Here is a 16044-nt window from a genome sequence, read left to right as displayed (position 1 = left end):
CTATTTTCCCTTTGCCGCTTTTTTGGCGAGCGCCTGCTCGCGCAGCCGCGGCGCATAGCCGGGCTTGTTTTCCTGACGGGCGCGACCAAAGGCCAGCGCATCGGCCGGGACGTCCTCGGTGATGACGCTGCCCGAGGCAGTGTAGGCGCCATTGCCGATGGTGACGGGAGCCACCAGGGACGCGTTGGAGCCGATAAAGGCATTGTCGCCGATCACCGTCTTGTCCTTGTTCACCCCGTCATAATTGCAGGTGATGGTGCCGGCGCCGATATTGGTGTTCGTACCGATCTCGGCATCCCCGAGATAGCTGAGGTGTCCGGCCTTGGTGCCCGGGCCAATCCGGGATTTCTTGACCTCGACGAAGTTGCCGAGATGAACCTTTTCCCCGATCTCGGCGCCGCCGCGAATGCGAGCAAACGGGCCAATGCTGGCGCCCTCGGCAATCACGGCATCCTCGATGTCACAGAACGCGCGGATTTCCACATTGCTGGCGATCCTGACCCCAGGGCCGAAGACCACGTTGGGGAAGATCGTCACGTCCTGGGCGATCTCGGTATCGTAGGAAAACCAGACGCTGTCGGGATCGCGCAGCGTCACGCCGGCGCGCATGAAATCGTCGCGGCGTACCTGCTGGAACAAGGCTTCGGCATGCGCCAGTTGCCGACGATCATTGACGCCCATCACATCGTTCTCGGGCGCAACGCCGAAGCCGACGCGTTTGCCGGCCTTGTTGGCCAGTTCAACAAGATCGGTCAGGTAGAACTCACCCTGGGCATTGTTGGTCTCGACCTTGTCGATGAGGTCGCGGAACACTTCAGCCCGGAAAGCCAGGATGCAGGCATTGCAGAGGCCGATGCGGCGCTCTTCTTCCGTCGCATCCTTGTGCTCGCGGATCGCGACCAGCTGATCGCCCTCAGTGATGAAACGGCCGTAGCCAGTGGGGTCGGCGGGCTCAAAGCCCAAAACGGCCACGTCGAGCCCGGCATCAAGGCGATCTAGCACGAGGCGGAAGTTTTCTCCGCGCAACAGCGGGTGGTCGCCATACACCACGGCAACATAGCCTTCGGCGCTGTTGAACAATTCGCGCGCCATTGAGGCGGCGTGTGCGGTACCCCGGGGCACGTCTTGCTGGAAATGAGTGACTTCAGGATCGATTTGCGACACCGCATCGCGGATCGACTGGTGTCGCGGCCCGGTGACAAGCGCCATCCGCTGGGATCCGGCCGCACGGGCGGCGCGCACCACATGGCCGACTACGGGCAATCCCCCCACGGGGTGTAGAACCTTCGGGATTGCCGAGCGCATTCGGGTCCCCTCGCCCGCCGCAAGAATGATCGAAAGCAGTTCAGTCATGATCGTCTTCTCCGGACCGCGTTGTTGGGAACACGCGTTGGCAGGAAATTATGGCAGGCAAGCGTTGGCGAAGCGATAACAGCGCCGCAGTGCTAAGCTCCATTAACCGCGCGATTCGGCGGGCGGCAAGAGGGCTAAAGTGGCTAACCCTTCCGGGCATTTTCGGCAATCGGACGTAACACGCTGGGCGATCATAGCCCTGGTGTGCAGCGCCCTGGCCGTATTGGCCGCGAATGTGTCGGCCCTGTTGCCCACCAGCGTGCTCAACGGCCTGCATAAATCGCGGCTTGGTGGCGCCAGTCTCGAGCAGTTGCAGGACCAGGTTGCTGAGCTCAATTCCGAGACCGTGCGGCTGCGCCGCGACAATGGAACGCTGTTGAACCGCTTTGCCCTGCAAGAGCAAGCGGGCCGCCAAACAGTTCAGCGCGTTGGGGCACTTGAGGTCAGCGTGCCCAATCTCCTCGAAGCTCTGCCGGCAGAATTGGGCATCGATCGCGAGGCGGTCACTGCCTCGGTAGGGGAGGATGGAAGCGTTGTTGAGGAAGCCCAAGGCGGCTCCGTGCGCATCCGGCGAACCCCGCTCCCGGCGCTGCCGAGTTCATCGCCCAACCAACCCTTGCCGGAGCCGCTCGGCGTCCAGCAAGCCGCCACGGGCGAGGGGTCGGCGTTCGGCGTGGCTGTAGGGGATGCCATCGCGCCTGCCGAAGCAAACGCCGCCTGGCGCGAACTGCAAGACCAGGTGGGACCGCTGTTGCTCGGCCTTGTTCCGCTGCTGGGCCAGCAAGCGGCGAGCGAACAGGCGCGCATCATTGCGGGTCCGATGGGCGAAGAAGGCGAGGCAGCGGCGCTGTGCGCTCGTCTGCAACAGGTATCCATTGCCTGTTCGCCGGCACCATATCGCGGTACAGGTTTGTGATTGCGGTTGACAGCGGGCAGCCACTGACTATGTTCCGCCGCAACGCCGCAAGGCGTCCCCTTTGGTTTGTGCCGGTAGCTCAGTGGTAGAGCATTCGACTTTTAATCGAATGGTCGAGGGTTCGACCCCCTCCCGGCATACCATCTTTCTTATCCACGTCACTTATAGGCTGAGTTAAGCTCGGTGTGCATAGCCGAAGGGCTAGGCGCAATGTGTTTGGCGCGCGTGGACGTGCTCATTGAACGGAGGCGTGCGTGGCGACGATGTATCTGGTGCAGGCGTTCAAGCAGGTCGGCAAAAAGCTCGTGGCCGAGCCGGTGCAGCAGGTCAAGAGCGAGGACAAGGCCTTGTTGACAGCCGAACGGCTGGCCCCTTCACGCGCTGGGGTCATTGCGTTTTCCCAGGAAGTCGACATCGAAACCGACACCTATGACGAGCCCCGCGTGCTGGTTCGGCTCGGCACCCTGCCCCCGGGGTTGCTTGAAGGCTAAGTGTTTTGGCAGCCTTGATTTGCGGCGCAGGAAACTTGAACGCTCGTTTCCCGTTGTGTCGACAACAAGCAGAAAGGCATGTGCATGAACAGGCGTGTGATCGGGGCGATCATTGTTGTTGTGGTTATCATTGCGGTGGCAACATTGGTGTTTACCGGTGTGAACCGGGCTCCCAGCGGCGGCGCGGGAAATACTGAACTCGAAAATGTCGAAGCCGGCGAATCCGAAGGCCCCTCCAATCCGGGCGGCCAGTAGCGGCAGCCTACCAGAGCCGCGCTTTACCTCGCGGTGAGATTCGGCTGCTAGAGCTGGGCGGGTATTGATCGGCACTTCGATCAGCATCCCTCCATCAGCCGGACTTCTCCGTGTCGCAGGAAAATATCGAACTGATCAAAGTCTGGGTGGCGACGGCGCTTGTTTTCGCCGTCGGCACCTTGGTCATGCTGTATGTCATCCTGCTGCTGAGGCGCTACGGCGGCGACCTGCCACTCATCGGCAACCTGCCCCTCGCGTCTCCTCCTGGAATGGTGCCGCTGCTGGCGGATCCGCGGTTGTTCGTGATCCTGGTCGCGGCCCATGTCAGTGCCAGCGGCGTGGCCCTGTTGCTGGCGAGCCAGACGATCGATCTGGCCCTTTTGATCGCGGCGAAGGCCATGACGGTGCTGATCGTGGCCCTGCTTGGTTGCTGGGCCGGGCAGACGGCCTATGAGCAACTCACGGACGGCGCGGCGATATCCACAGCTGGGCTACTGCCAATGGCGATTGCGCTAGCTGCATTCGCCGCGCTGTCGACAATTCTCAGCATGGCGTCGCTGCGAGCGCTGGGCAATCTGCGGTTTCTGGTGGCAATTGCTGCTATCCTCGCTGCCCCGATGATCCTGAACGCCGTATAGGCTCAGGCGGCCAGCGTCACCACCAGCGCACCGCGGGGCGTGGCTACCACTGTATGCTCATATTGCACGCAGGGGGCCGACGGTTTGCTGACCAGCGTCCATTCGTCGTCTTCGAATTTCTGCTCCGCCCAGCGGCCACCGAGCGACAGGAAAGGCTCGATGGTGAACACCAACCCATTGGTGATGCGGCGGCGTTCGGAGCGGTCTGGCCAGGTGGCGATCTCACCGGGTTCGTCGTGCAGGCTGTCGCCCACGCCGTGGCTGGCGAGATTGCGGATCAGGGTGTAGCCGCCTTTCTTCGCGAACTTGCCGATGGCATTACCGATCTCGTTGAACCCTGCGCCCGGCTTGACAGTGCGGATGCCGGCCCACATGGCCTTCTTGCCGTCGCGGCAGAGGGCATCGAGCCGGGCGTCCCCCTTGCCCAGCACGAAGGACGCGCCGGTATCGGCAAAGACGCCGTTCTTTTCGGCCGAGACGTCGATATTGACGAGGTCGCCCTCGCGCAGCACGCGGTTGCCCGGGATGCCGTGGGCGATTTCCTCGTTGACGGAAATGCAGGTGGCGCCGGGGAACTCATAGGTGATCTCGGGTGCCGAGCGCGCGCCGTGCTCGGTGAGAACGGCGCGGCCGATATCGTCGAGCTCAGCCGTGGTCATGCCCGGCCGCATCGCCGAACTCATAGCGTCGCGGGTGATGGCGCAGATCCGCCCGATCTCCTTGAGGGCTTGCAGCTGCTCTTCGGTGCTGACGGTCATGCCGGTCCGCCCTTGTTGGCGTGGAAATAGGCGAGCAGGCCTCGGGTTGAGCTGTCATGGTCCTCGGCGCCGCTGGTGCCCTCTACCTTGGACAGCAGGGCCTTGGCGAGTTGCTTGCCAAGCTCGACGCCCCACTGGTCATAGGAGTTGACGTTCCAGATCACACCTTGGGTGAAGACCTTGTGCTCGTAAAGAGCGACGAGCGAGCCCAACATTTCGGGGGTGAGCTGGGGATAAAACAAGGTGTTGGACGGCCGGTTGCCCGGGAAAATCTTGTGCGGAGCCAAAGATTTGATCGCTTTTTTGTCGAGGCCCTGTGCCTTGAGTTCAGCCACAACCTCTTCTTCGGTCTTGCCCAGCATCAGCGCTTCGGACTGCGCCAGCACATTGGCCACGAGCTTGGCGTGGTGGGGCGGCATGGACTCGTGTGGGCGGGCAGCAACGAGGAAGTCGGCGGGCACGACATCGGTGCCTTGGTGGATCAGCTGGTAAAAGGCGTGCTGGCCATTGGTGCCCGGCTCACCCCAAACGATGGGGCCGGTGGACCACGCCACGGGCTTGCCGCTCAGGGTCACCGATTTGCCGTTGGATTCCATGTCCTGCTGCTGCAGATAGGCGGCAAAGCGTGACAGGCGCTGGTCGTAAGGCAAGACGGCGTGAGTGGAGAAGCCCCAGACATTGCGGTACCAGACGCCCAGCAAGCCCATGATAACAGGCAGGTTTTTCTCGAGTGGGGCGGAGAGGAAGTGCTGGTCCATGGCGTCGGCACCGCTCAGGAACGCGGAGAAATGGTCGTAACCGACGGCAAGGGCGATCGGTAGGCCGATGGCCGACCAGACGGAATAACGACCGCCGACCCAGTCCCAGAAACCAAAGATGCGATCCTCTTGGATGCCGAAGGCGGCGCAGGCGGGGATGTTGGTGGAAACGGCGGCGAAGTGGCTGGGGACGGCTTCCTCGCCCAGCGATTCGGCCAGCCATTTGCGGGCGGAGCCTGCATTGGTCATGGTCTCGTCGGTGGTAAAGGTCTTGGAGGCAACGATAAAAAGCGTTGTCCCCGGGTTGAGGCGCTTGAGCGTGTCGTGAATATGGGCGCCATCGACATTGGAGACGTAGTGCGCGCGCAAGTCGGGACGGGTATAGGGCTCGAGCGCGAGGGTCACCATGGCGGGGCCGAGGTCGGAGCCGCCGATACCGATATTGACGACATCGGTGAATTGCTCGCCGGTATGGCTGCGGATCTCGCCGGAGCGGATGGCGTCGGTGTAGGTCTTGATGGCCGCAAGCACTGCGCGCACGTCCGGCATGACGTCCTTGCCATCGACAGGAACAGGCCTATCCCCTTGATATCGCAGGGCCATGTGCATGACCGCGCGGTTCTCAGTGAGGTTGATATGCTCGCCCTCGCACATCTGGGTGCGGCGCTCTTCGAGGCCGGCGGCGCGGGCGAGGTCGAAGAGCGCGGCCATGGCTTCTTCGTCGATGCGGTTCTTGCTGTAGTCGAGCAGCAGGTCGCCCGCACGGGCGGAAAAGCGCTCAAAGCGGTTGGGATCCTCGGCGAATTGCAGCCGCATGGGCTGGGTTTCAAGCCGCTTGCGATGCTTGCCGAGATCGGTGAAGCTGGCCTTGCGCCCTGATTTCGCCATGAAGATGAACCCTTTCTGAACGTCAAATAACCGGCAGATCGCCCGCAGCCCAAGCAGCGCGAGTTTCGGCGGCAAAATCGGCGAACCGACCCGCCTCGATTGCCACGCGAGCACCACTGACCAGTTCTTGATAGTAGGCCAGATTGATCTGCGAAAGGATCATGGCCCCCAAAATTTCCTCCGTCCGCACCAGATGGTGAAGATAGGCTCTGCTCCAGCGGCGGCAATTGCGGTTGGGAGACTGCTCGTCGATGGGACGAGGGTCATCCTTGTGGCGCGCGTTCTTGAGGTTGATGACGCCAAAGCGCGTGTAGACATGGCCGTGGCGGCCGGCGCGGGTGGGGTGGACGCAATCGAACATGTCGATGCCCCGGCCGATGGCACCCAGAATGTCGTCGGGCTTGCCGACGCCCATGAGGTAGCGCGGGCGGTCCGTGGGCAGTTCGGGGGTGATTTCGTCGAGGACGCGGAACATCACTTCCTGCGGCTCGCCCACGGCAAGGCCGCCCACGGCGTAGCCATCAAAGCCGATGCTGCGCAGCCCCGCGGCGGAGCGGGCGCGCAGTTCGGTGGAGTCGCCGCCCTGAACGATGCCGAAGAGGGCGCGATTGGCCTGGTTGTTGAAGGCGGTCTTGGAGCGGTCGGCCCAGCGCAGGGACAGCTCCATGGCGCGTTCCATCTCCTTGTACTCGGCGGGCAGCGCAATGCACTCGTCGAGCTGCATGATGATGTCGCTATCGAGCAGCGTCTGGATCTCGATCGAGCGCTCGGGGGTGAGCTGGTGGGCGGAGCCATCGATATGGGATTTGAAGGTGACGCCCTGTTCAGTCAGCTTGCGCAGCTGGGCCAGCGACATGACCTGGAAGCCACCGCTATCGGTAAGGATGGGGCGCTGCCAATCCATGAAGTCGTGCAAACCACCCAGCGCGGCCACGCGCTCGGCGCCGGGGCGCAGCATCAGGTGATAGGTGTTGCCCAGCAAAATATCGGCGCCGGTTTCCCGAACCTGATCGGGATACATGGCTTTGACGGTGCCGACGGTGCCCACGGGCATGAAGGCGGGTGTCTGGATGTCGCCGCGCGGGGTATCGATGCGGCCCCGGCGGGCGGCGCCGTCGGTGGCAGCAAGGGTGAAGGTGACCTGTTTCATGGCGCTGGGTTGTAGTGGGTTGAACTGCGAGTGGGAAGAGCCCGTCGTCGTGCCACGCCCTCGTGGTTCGAGGGTCGCTGCGCTCCCGCCTCACCATGAGGGCTACGGAAGCTGAAGACCACGGGGTTCGAAATTCCCGATTGACCTTAGGGTGAGGCGCTAACTCTAGTCGAGCCTGCAGCAGGAGGGGCGTGGAACTCGGGCGAGCACTATTGCGCACGAAACAGCAGCGATGAGTCGCCGTAGGAATAAAAGCGATAGCCGGTGTCGATGGCGTGGCGATAGGCGGCCTGCATGGTGTCGAGCCCGCTAAAGGCGCTGACCAGCATGAAGAGGGTCGATTTGGGCAAGTGGAAGTTGGTCATCAACAGATCGACGCAGCGGAACTGAAAGCCCGGGGTGATGAAGATGTCGGTATCGCCCACAAAGGGGGCGAGCGTGCCGGTGGGGCGGGCGGCAGATTCGAGGAGGCGCAGGCTCGTTGTGCCCACGGCAACCACGCGGCCGCCGGCGCGCTTGGCGGCAAGGATGCGCTCGACGGTTCGGGCATCGATCTCGCCCCATTCGGCATGCATCACATGGTCTTCGGTGTCTTCCGCCTTCATGGGCAGGAAGGTGCCGGCGCCGACATGAAGGGTCACGCGCTCGATGGTGACGCCCTTGGCCTCTAGCCGGTCGAGCAGGTCCTGGGTGAAATGGAGCCCTGCGGTGGGGGCGGCCACAGCGCCATCCTCGGCGGCATAAACGGTCTGGTAGTCGGTCTTGTCGCGCTCCTCGAGCGCGCGCTTGGCCCCGATATAGGGGGGCAGCGGCATGGCGCCATGGGACTTGATCGCTTCATCGAGCTGAGCGCCACTGAGGGCGAAGCGGAGGATGATTTCGCCGCCATCGCCCTTGCCCGCAACGGTGGCGCGGAGCGGCTCGGTTTGGCCATTGCCCAGCTCGAGCTGGTCACCGAGGGCAAGGCGCTTGGCGGGGCGGGCAAAGGCGCGCCAGGTGCTGGCATCGTCGCGCTTGTGGAGGTTGAAGGAGACGCTGGCGCGGTTCTCGCCCCGGATGCGGGTGCCGCGCAGTTCGGCCGGCAGGACGCGAGTGTCGTTGACGACGAGGACATCGCCGGGGTGGAGGAGGTTAAGCAGATCGGGGATGTGGCGGTCGGAAAGGCCGTGCTGCGGGTCCACGACCAGCAGGCGCGCGGAGTCGCGGGGTTCGGCTGGGTGGAGGGCGATGGAGCTTTCGGGGAGCTCGAATTCAAAATCGGAAACGCGCATGCGGGGGGGATTAGCATGGGGGTGGGCGTTTGTGGAGGGCGCGGTTTGTCCGGGCCCGACACGAACTCGGTTCGGGGAACGGCCGCCCCCCACCCTCCCCTCAGGGGGGAGGGAGGGCGGAGCACTTAGGTCGTGGCGGTTGTGCAGCTATCGGCATCGGAAGGATCAGTGAAAGTGCACATCGACCCCCTCCCCGGCCCTCCCCTCAAGGGGGAGGGAGGGCTGAGCTCGGCGGGTGGTGGTTGGGGTGATCGACTGGACAGTAACCGATCATGGGGCGGAGCGTCCCCTCCCCCTTGAGGGGAGGGCTAGGGTGGGGGTCGTGGGTGGGCGGGTGTGGAGTGGAGTGGAGTGGAGTGGAGTGGAGTGGAGAAACGTCCTGTTTATCGGTGGGGCAAACCAGGACACCGAGCTTGCGGCACGGCCTGAACCCCCACCCTTGATCCCTCCCCTCAAGGGGGAGGGAGACGATGGCACTTGGGTCGGTGGTTGTGCAGGCGTTAGGCGGAGCGGTTCAATAAGTGCAACAGCACGGCGACCCCCTCCCCGGCCCCCCCCTCAAGGGGGAGGGAGGGCACGAGCACCGAGGGTGGTACTTGGGGCTGGAAGCGAGGCTGCAGACACAAAACGGGCGCCCTGGTGGGGCGCCCGTGGAAGTTGGTCAAGAAAAATGCTTAGGCGGCGATGTCGGCGGCGACTTTGACGGAGTTCATCTTGTCGGGGTTCTGGACGGGTTCGCCGCGCTTGATCTGGTCGACGTTTTCCATGCCGGAAATGACCTGGCCCCAAACGGTGTATTGCTTGTTGAGGAAGGACGCGTCGTCAAAGCAGATGAAGAACTGCGAATTGGCGCTGTCGGGGCTCTGGGCGCGGGCCATGGAAACCGTGCCGCGGACGTGGGGCTCGTTGTTGAATTCCTGCTTGAGGTCCGGGTACTTGGAGCCGCCGGTGCCAGTGCCGCGCGGGCAGCCGGTCTGGGCCATGAAGCCGTCGATCACGCGATGGAAGACGATGCCGTCGTAAAAGCCTTCACGCACGAGCTTCTTGATGTGGGCGACGTGGTTGGGGGCGAGGTCCGGGCGCATCTGGATAACGACTTCGCCCTTGGTGGTGTCAATGACGAGGGTGTTTTCGGGATCGGCGTAATCGGCCATGGTTTTCGCTTTCGTTGATTGATGGGGCGGGATGTAAGGGCATTGGGCGGCGGGTGCAACCGCCTGACGGTTCACGCGGCGCTGCCGTGGTGATGGGTCTCAGGATGGATCCCGGCTCGAGGCCGGGATGACATCGCGTGCGTGGAGGCCCCGAAGGGTCAAGCCCGGTTCGAGTTACTTATATTCGATCTTGGCTTCGACGATCTTGTCGGGGTTCTCGACCTGGCCATTGGCCGACTTCGGGCCTTTTTCGAGGGCGTCCACGGCTTCCATGCCGGAAACGACCTTGCCGAAGACGGTGTATTGCCCGTCAAGGAACGAGGCGTCGCCGGTGGTGATGAAGAACTGGGAATTGAAGGAATTGGGATTCTGCGAGCGGGCAGCACCCACGACGCCGCGGCCAAAGCTTTCGTTGTTGAACTCGGCTTCGACGTCGGGCAGGTCCGAGCCGCCCATGCCGGTGCCGGTTGGATCGCCGGTCTGGGCCATGAAGCCCTCGATCACGCGGTGAAAGACGAGGCCGTTGTAAAAGCCTTCATTGGTCAGGGTGACCACGCGCTCGACATGCTTGGGCGCAATCTCGGGCAGCAGTTCGATATCGACCACGCCATCTTCGAGCGTCAGCAGCAGGTGCGGCGTGCCGGTGGGTGCCTGCGCGAAGGCCGGAGCGGAGCCGAAGGCGAGAGTGGCAAGCGCCAGGGCGCTGAACAGGCGGCGAGTCGGGCGAAAAGCATTGGTCATCTGGATTGCAGAGCCTTGAGCACAATGGGAGGAACAAAGGCGGCGATATCGCCACCCATTTCGGCAATTTGCCGCACCAATGTGGCCGAGATGTGCCGCACGGGCGGGCTGGAGGGCAGGAAGACGGTCTGCAGATCGGGCGCCATCTGGGCGTTCATGCCCACCATCTGCATCTCGTAATTGTAATCGGTGGTGTCGCGCAGGCCGCGGATGATGAGCTTGGCGCCGTGTTCGCGGGCGGCATTGACCATGAGGCCGGAGAAATCAACGACACGAAACTCGGTATCGGTGCGCTTGCCGATGGGCGCGAGCACCTGGTTGAGCAAGGCCAGTCGGTCGGCATGGGCAAAGAGCGGCGACTTCTTGCCCGGATTGATGCCAACGGCGACAACCAGGGTATCGACGAGCTTGCAGGCGCGCTCGATCACATCGAGATGGCCATTGGTCACCGGGTCAAACGATCCGGGATAAAACCCTACCAGCCTGCTCATGTGCCCCTCCGCGCAGTTTTGGGGTTTGTGTCACGGGCGGGGGCGGAGTGCAAGAATGACGAGGCCGGCAAAGGCGAGCAGAAGCAGCACGCAGGCGCCGGCAATAAACGCAGCGGCGTTGCCCCAAAGGGTGGCGATGAAGCTGCCGACAAATGGCCCGGACAGCATGATGGCGGTGGTAACGGCCTCACCCGCGGCCGACACGCGGGCGATGCGGTCGGGCGGAGTTTCAGTCTGGATGATCGTGCGATAGGGCACGAGCATGAAAGCCGTGGAGCCGCCCATAACCGCCATCAGCGCGAGGTAAGCCAGGAGCGGCAGGCCCAGTTCGAGCGCGGCGCCAAGGCCGAGCGCACCGACCGCCAGCCCAGCTATGAGCGCACCGCTGATCATGCTGGCGAGCGGATTCTCTGGAGGCATCCGACCGGACAGCACGGCCCCCAACAACCCGCCGAGGCCGGAACAAGCCAGCGAGAAACCCAGGGCGGATGGTCCATAGCCGAGATCATCGAGCAGCAGGGCAATAAAGGTGTCGTAGAGAAAGAAGGCGAAGAACGCGATGGCGGAGAACACCAAGGCGGTCAGCAAGAGGCGGCTGCGGCCGAACTCGCTGACTCCGGCGAGGAGCGCCACCGAGAAGCGTTCCGGGGTGGCGGTGGGCTGGCGCGAGGCGAGTTGCAGCGGGAGCACGAGAAGCGCGGCTAGAAGGGAGAAGCCGGCATTGACGGCAAAGACGCCCTGGGGCGAGAGCGCAGTCAGCAAGAGCCCGCCCAAGGCCGGGCCGAGGATCTTGGAGCCCTGGTTGATGGCGTGATGGAGGGCATTGGCATGCGACAGGAGGTCGGCCGGGGTGGAGGCCTGAACAGCGGATTGGCGGGCGGGATTGAAGGCGGAGTCAATGCAGCCGCGGGCGAAGACCAAAAGGAGCACAACTGCCGTGTTCGGGGCGATCAGGAGGGCCGAGGTGGCGAGGGCGCGAGCGAGATTGCTCCAGAACAAGACGCGCCGGAGCGGCAGGCGATCCACATAGATGGCCAGCACCGGGCCGGCGGTGAGATAGGGGAGCGCCAGGCAAAGCGCAAAAAGGGCGAGTGCGAGTGGGCCTTGCTGCCAGGTAAAAACGAGGAGCGCCACCACTGCGGCGTAATCGAGCCAGTCGGCGAAGTCGGCAGGCAGGCTCGCGAGCGCCAGCCAGCGGGGGGCAGGCAGCGCCAGGAGTGTTCGATACCCCGGCGCTGCCCGCATGTTTGGTTATTCGCCCGAGGGGGCGATGGCGTCGCTGCCGTCGACTTCGCCGGGGTCGTCGCCTTCGGGCTCGCTGATGCGTTCGACCGAGACGACCTTTTCACCCGCGCCGGTCGAGAAGATGCGCACGCCCTTGGAGGCGCGGCTCGAGAAGCGGATGCCGTCGACCGGGACGCGGATCAGTTGACCGCGATCGGACACGAGCATGAGCTGATCGCTTTCCTCCACTGGGAAGGACGCAACGAGATGGCCGATCTCGTCGAGCTTGCTTTGGTCGGTAGCGCGGATGCCCTTGCCGCCGCGGTTGGACAGGCGGAAATCGTAGGAAGACGAGATCTTGCCGAAGCCCTTTTCGTTGACGGTGAGGACGAACTGCTGGGCGGCGTCCATTTCGGCGTAGCGCTCGACGGACAGTGCGGTGACGCCCACATCCTCTTCGCTGTCCTCGGTGCCGGTGAGCTCGACCTCGGCCTCTTCACCGGTCGCGGCACGGCGATTGGCGCCGTATTGCTTGATGAAGGTGTTGCGCTCGGCCGGATTGGCGTCGAAGTGCCGCAGGATCGACATGGAGATGACGGTATCCCCCTCGCCCAGCTGCACGCCGCGCACGCCGGTGGAATCGCGGCCCTTGAACACGCGCACATCATTGATGCCGAAGCGGATGGCCCGGCCCAGTGCGGTAGTGAGCATGATGTCGTCGGTGGCGCTGGCCGTTTCGACGGAAACGATGCGATCGCCCTCGTCGAGCTTCATGGCGATCTTGCCGTTGCGGTTGACCGAGGTGAAATCGGCCAGCGAGTTGCGGCGCACCGTGCCGCGCGAGGTCGCGAACATGATGTCGAGATCGGACCAGGTGGCCTCGTCCTCGGGCAGCGGCAGGATGGAGGTGACGCGTTCGCCCTGCTCGAGCGGCAGGATGTTGATCAGTGCCTTGCCGCGGGCATTGGCGGCTGCGAGCGGCAGGCGCCAGACCTTGAGCTTATAGGCGATGCCGCGCGAGGTGAAGAACAGCACCGGAGTGTGGGTGCTGGCGACAAAGAGGCGCGAGACGAAATCCTCGTCGCGGGTCTGCATACCCGAGCGGCCCTTGCCACCGCGGCGCTGGGCCCGGTAGGTCGAAAGCGGCACGCGCTTGATGTAGCCGCCATGGGAAACGGTGACGACCATGTCTTCGCGCGCGATCAGGTCCTCGTCGTCGAAATCGGCGAGGCTGTCGGCGATTTCGGTGCGGCGGGGGGTGCCAAACTGGTCGCGGATGGCAACCAGTTCGTCGCGGATGATGTCGATCACGCGCTCGCGCGAGCGCAGGATATCGAGGTAATCGCTGATCTCGGCGCCAAGGCCGTTGAGTTCTTCGCCGATTTCGTCGCGGCCAAGGGCGGTGAGGCGGGCGAGGCGCAGCTCGAGGATGGCGCGGGCCTGTTCCTCGGAGAGGTTGAAGGTGCCGTCCTCGTTGATGCGGTGGCGCGGATCATCGATCAGCGCGATGAGCGGCGCCACATCGGCGGCCGGCCAGCGGCGGGTCATCAGCTGTTCGCGCGCGGTCGCGGGATCGGGCGCCGTGCGGATCAGGGCGATGACTTCGTCGATATTGGCGACGGCGACGGCCAGACCAACCAGGATATGGGCGCGGTCACGGGCCTTGTTGAGGAGGAACCGGGCGCGGCGTGTCACGACTTCATGGCGGAAGGCGATAAAGGCCTCAAGGATTTCCTTGAGGGTCATCAGCTGCGGCTTGCCACCATTGAGGGCGACGAAGTTGCAGCCGAACGAGGATTGCAGCTGGGTGTAGCGGTAGAGCTGGTTGAGCACGACGTCGGGCAGCGCGTCGCGCTTGATCTCGACCACGACGCGCATGCCTTCGCGGCTGGATTCGTCGCGCATGTCGGAGATGCCTTCGATGCGCTTGTCGCGCACGAGTTCGGCGATCTTTTCCACCAGCGTCGCCTTGTTCACCTGATAGGGCAACTCGGTGATGATGATGGCTTCGCGTTCCTTGCGCACTTCCTCGATGGCAACGCGCCCGCGCACCAGAACCGAGCCGCGGCCCGTTTCATAGGCGGCGCGAATGCCGGCACGGCCAAGGATGATGCCGCCGGTCGGGAAATCGGGGCCGGGCAGCACTTCGAGCAGGTCGTCGACCGTGGCTTCGCCATTGTCGAGCAGGATCAGCGCGGCATTGATGGTTTCGGCCAGGTTGTGCGTCGGGATATTGGTGGCCATGCCCACCGCAATACCGCCGCCGCCATTGACCAGCATATTGGGGAAGCGGGCGGGCAGCACGGAAGGCTCGCGCTCGGAGCCGTCATAGTTGTCGCGGAAATCGACGGTGTCCTTGTCGAGATCGTCGAGCATGCTGTTGGTGATGCGCTGCATGCGCACTTCGGTGTATCGCATGGCGGCGGGCATATCGCCGTCGACCGAGCCGAAATTTCCCTGCCCTTCCACCAGCAGCTGGCCCATGGAGAAATCCTGGGCCATGCGCACCAGCGCCATGTAAACCGACTGATCGCCGTGCGGGTGGTATTTACCGATAACGTCGCCGACCACGCGGGCCGACTTGCGATAGGGCTTGTTCCACTCGTAGCCATTCTCGCTCATCGAGAACAGGATGCGCCGGTGCACGGGCTTGAGGCCGTCGCGCACGTCGGGCAAGGCCCGACTCACGATCACGCTCATGGCGTAATCGAGATAGGATTTGCGCATCTCGTCGGTAATGGAGATGAGGGCGATATCGTCGGAGGGCGGGGGCGCGCCGGTTCCGGTGTCGGGCGTATCGGTCACGGTATCGATTCGGGTTGATTCAGCTGAGTAGTAAATAGGTGATTTCGCGCGAAATTACCAATCGCTGCGGTGGGACCCCTTGTCGCCGGGCCTTGATAAGGTGGGGGGCGGTATAAGGCAGGTGCCTTCTTACAAGTCTGCTGCGCGCTCATTAAGTCTGGGAGAAGGGCCAAGTGCCGGGCGGCACCTGCCTCACGCCCGAACAAGGAGCACGATGATGAGCCGTTTTGCCGACAAAACAGTGCTGGTAACCGGGGCCGGTGGCCAGCTGGGCCGGCTGGTGGTGGAGGAATTGCTGGCCAAGGGGGCGCGGCGGATCATTGCGGGCTCGCGCGAGCCGGGCAAGCTGGCAGAATTCGAGGGACGCGAGGTCGAATTGCGGCAAATCGACTTCGATGACCCCGATCTGGCCGCCAAGCTGGACGGCGTCGAGCGCATGCTGATGATCAGTACGGTCGCGGCCAACCGGGCCGAGCAGCAGCGCGCAGCCGTGCAAGCGGCCCGCAGCGCTGGCGTGCAGCACATCATCTATACCTCAGCCCCCAATCCCCGGCCGAACGCCAGCGCCGGGGGCATTGCCGATCATTACTGGACCGAGCAGGCGGTGGCGGCATCGGGGCTCGAGTTCACTGTGCTGCGCAATCACATTTATGCCGAGGCGGTGCTGATGGGCGCCGGGGGTGCGCTGCAATCGGGGCAGATGTTCGATGCCACGGCGGGCAAGGGCCGCGCTTATGTGAGCCGGGCCGACTGCGCCCGCACCGCGGCGGGCGCGTTGCTCGAGGCGCAAGGGCAGAACATTTTCGATGTGACCGGCCCTGCCCCGGTGACCCAGGAAGAAGTTGCGCGTCTGCTCAGCGAGCTGTCCGGCAAGAGCATTGCCCGGATCGGGGTGACGCCCGAGCAGTTGCTCGAAGGCATGCTGGCAGCGGGCCTGCCGCCCTTCATGGCCAATCTGCTGGTGGCGTTTGACCGCGATGCTGCCGAGGGTCACCACGCCATTGTTGCCGACACGGTGGAGCGGTTTACCGGCCGCGCGCCGCAAAACCTGCACGCGGTGCTGGCCCTGCATCGCGAGAGCCTGGCAAGTTAAGCCAGCGCTTTTCCAAGCACACACCAACAACATTGCGCCCAGCACTACAGTGGCTGCT

15 protein-coding genes and 1 tRNA gene are annotated in these 16044 nt (G+C 63.8%); 6 read left to right on the top strand and 10 right to left on the bottom strand.

Features of this window, described 5'->3' with window-relative positions; all coding sequences use genetic code 11:
* Window positions 1–1353: a bifunctional UDP-N-acetylglucosamine diphosphorylase/glucosamine-1-phosphate N-acetyltransferase GlmU gene (glmU, locus tag HRU92_RS03290; protein WP_172122988.1), complete on the bottom strand. Its 1353-nt coding sequence runs from the start codon at window positions 1351–1353 to the stop codon at window positions 1–3.
* 139 nt (window positions 1354–1492) lie between these two features.
* Between glmU and HRU92_RS03285 the strand changes: the two genes are divergently transcribed.
* The 5 genes from HRU92_RS03285 to HRU92_RS03265 all read left to right on the top strand — a co-directional run bounded on the left by HRU92_RS03285 (window position 1493) and on the right by HRU92_RS03265 (window position 3653).
* Window positions 1493–2269: a hypothetical protein gene (locus HRU92_RS03285; protein ID WP_172122987.1), complete on the top strand. Its 777-nt coding sequence runs from the start codon at window positions 1493–1495 to the stop codon at window positions 2267–2269.
* A gap of 68 nt (window positions 2270–2337) precedes the next feature.
* Window positions 2338–2412, top strand: a tRNA-Lys gene (locus HRU92_RS03280).
* Between the two features lie 120 nt (window positions 2413–2532).
* Window positions 2533–2760, top strand: coding sequence for a hypothetical protein (locus HRU92_RS03275; RefSeq protein WP_172124907.1), 228 nt, complete (start codon window positions 2533–2535; stop codon window positions 2758–2760).
* A gap of 84 nt (window positions 2761–2844) precedes the next feature.
* Complete coding sequence (locus tag HRU92_RS03270; RefSeq protein WP_172122986.1) at window positions 2845–3015, top strand: hypothetical protein; 171 nt, start codon at window positions 2845–2847, stop codon at window positions 3013–3015.
* Window positions 3016–3125: 110 nt separating this feature from the next.
* Window positions 3126–3653, top strand: coding sequence for a hypothetical protein (locus HRU92_RS03265; RefSeq protein ID WP_172122985.1), 528 nt, complete (start codon window positions 3126–3128; stop codon window positions 3651–3653).
* Window positions 3654–3655: 2 nt separating this feature from the next.
* Here the strand turns inward: HRU92_RS03265 and map are convergent, their stop codons facing one another.
* The 9 genes from map to gyrA all read right to left on the bottom strand — a co-directional run bounded on the left by map (window position 3656) and on the right by gyrA (window position 14893).
* Window positions 3656–4411, bottom strand: a complete 756-nt coding sequence (gene map / locus HRU92_RS03260) for a type I methionyl aminopeptidase (RefSeq protein WP_172122984.1) — start codon at window positions 4409–4411, stop codon at window positions 3656–3658.
* Window positions 4408–6057 (bottom strand): glucose-6-phosphate isomerase, encoded by a 1650-nt coding sequence (pgi, locus tag HRU92_RS03255; protein ID WP_173087568.1) that lies wholly within the window; start codon window positions 6055–6057, stop codon window positions 4408–4410. The genes map and pgi overlap by 4 nt, the downstream gene beginning before the upstream one ends.
* 22 nt (window positions 6058–6079) lie before the next feature.
* Window positions 6080–7207, bottom strand: a complete 1128-nt coding sequence (gene tgt / locus HRU92_RS03250; protein WP_172122982.1) for a tRNA guanosine(34) transglycosylase Tgt — start codon at window positions 7205–7207, stop codon at window positions 6080–6082.
* A gap of 209 nt (window positions 7208–7416) precedes the next feature.
* The gene (gene queA / locus HRU92_RS03245) at window positions 7417–8478 is read right to left on the bottom strand and encodes a tRNA preQ1(34) S-adenosylmethionine ribosyltransferase-isomerase QueA (RefSeq protein ID WP_172122981.1); all 1062 of its coding nucleotides are present in this window, start codon (window positions 8476–8478) and stop codon (window positions 7417–7419) included.
* A gap of 674 nt (window positions 8479–9152) precedes the next feature.
* Entirely contained in the window at window positions 9153–9632 is a 480-nt protein-coding gene (locus tag HRU92_RS03240) for a peptidylprolyl isomerase (protein WP_172122980.1), read from the bottom strand.
* A 174-nt stretch (window positions 9633–9806) separates the two neighbouring features.
* Complete coding sequence (locus tag HRU92_RS03235; protein ID WP_172122979.1) at window positions 9807–10373, bottom strand: peptidylprolyl isomerase; 567 nt, start codon at window positions 10371–10373, stop codon at window positions 9807–9809.
* Window positions 10370–10864: a pantetheine-phosphate adenylyltransferase gene (coaD, locus tag HRU92_RS03230; RefSeq protein WP_127752640.1), complete on the bottom strand. Its 495-nt coding sequence runs from the start codon at window positions 10862–10864 to the stop codon at window positions 10370–10372. Before coaD ends, HRU92_RS03235 begins: the two co-directional genes overlap by 4 nt.
* A 30-nt stretch (window positions 10865–10894) precedes the next feature.
* On the bottom strand, window positions 10895–12109 hold the full coding sequence (locus tag HRU92_RS03225) for an MFS transporter (protein WP_172122978.1): 1215 nt from the start codon (window positions 12107–12109) through the stop codon (window positions 10895–10897).
* A 6-nt stretch (window positions 12110–12115) separates the two neighbouring features.
* On the bottom strand, window positions 12116–14893 hold the full coding sequence (gene gyrA / locus HRU92_RS03220) for a DNA gyrase subunit A (protein ID WP_349236685.1): 2778 nt from the start codon (window positions 14891–14893) through the stop codon (window positions 12116–12118).
* Window positions 14894–15110: 217 nt separating this feature from the next.
* On the opposite strand from gyrA, the gene HRU92_RS03215 reads away from it, so the two are divergent.
* Complete coding sequence (locus HRU92_RS03215) at window positions 15111–15986, top strand: SDR family oxidoreductase (RefSeq protein WP_172124903.1); 876 nt, start codon at window positions 15111–15113, stop codon at window positions 15984–15986.
* The last annotated feature ends 58 nt before the right edge of the window (window positions 15987–16044 follow it).

This window comes from Devosia sp. 1635 (genome assembly GCF_013185955.1).
Classification (GTDB): domain Bacteria; phylum Pseudomonadota; class Alphaproteobacteria; order Rhizobiales; family Devosiaceae; genus Devosia.
Note: the sequence above shows the minus strand (reverse complement) of the source record. Positions and strands in the feature narration are given on the sequence as shown.

Bases quoted from the DNA above. Each gene is read 5' to 3' on its own strand.
- HRU92_RS03270 (WP_172122986.1), top strand. From the start codon at position 2,845: ATGAACAGGCGTGTGATCGGGGCGATCATTGTTGTTGTGGTTATCATT.
- HRU92_RS03240 (WP_172122980.1), bottom strand. From the start codon at position 9,632: ATGGCCGATTACGCCGATCCCGAAAACACCCTCGTCATTGACACCACC.
- glmU (WP_172122988.1), bottom strand. From the start codon at position 1,353: ATGACTGAACTGCTTTCGATCATTCTTGCGGCGGGCGAGGGGACCCGA.
- tgt (WP_172122982.1), bottom strand. From the start codon at position 7,207: ATGAAACAGGTCACCTTCACCCTTGCTGCCACCGACGGCGCCGCCCGC.
- HRU92_RS03215 (WP_172124903.1), top strand. From the start codon at position 15,111: ATGAGCCGTTTTGCCGACAAAACAGTGCTGGTAACCGGGGCCGGTGGC.
- coaD (WP_127752640.1), bottom strand. From the start codon at position 10,864: ATGAGCAGGCTGGTAGGGTTTTATCCCGGATCGTTTGACCCGGTGACC.
- pgi (WP_173087568.1), bottom strand. From the start codon at position 6,057: ATGGCGAAATCAGGGCGCAAGGCCAGCTTCACCGATCTCGGCAAGCAT.
- map (WP_172122984.1), bottom strand. From the start codon at position 4,411: ATGACCGTCAGCACCGAAGAGCAGCTGCAAGCCCTCAAGGAGATCGGG.
- HRU92_RS03235 (WP_172122979.1), bottom strand. From the start codon at position 10,373: ATGACCAATGCTTTTCGCCCGACTCGCCGCCTGTTCAGCGCCCTGGCG.
- HRU92_RS03225 (WP_172122978.1), bottom strand. From the start codon at position 12,109: ATGCGGGCAGCGCCGGGGTATCGAACACTCCTGGCGCTGCCTGCCCCC.
- queA (WP_172122981.1), bottom strand. From the start codon at position 8,478: ATGCGCGTTTCCGATTTTGAATTCGAGCTCCCCGAAAGCTCCATCGCC.
- HRU92_RS03275 (WP_172124907.1), top strand. From the start codon at position 2,533: ATGTATCTGGTGCAGGCGTTCAAGCAGGTCGGCAAAAAGCTCGTGGCC.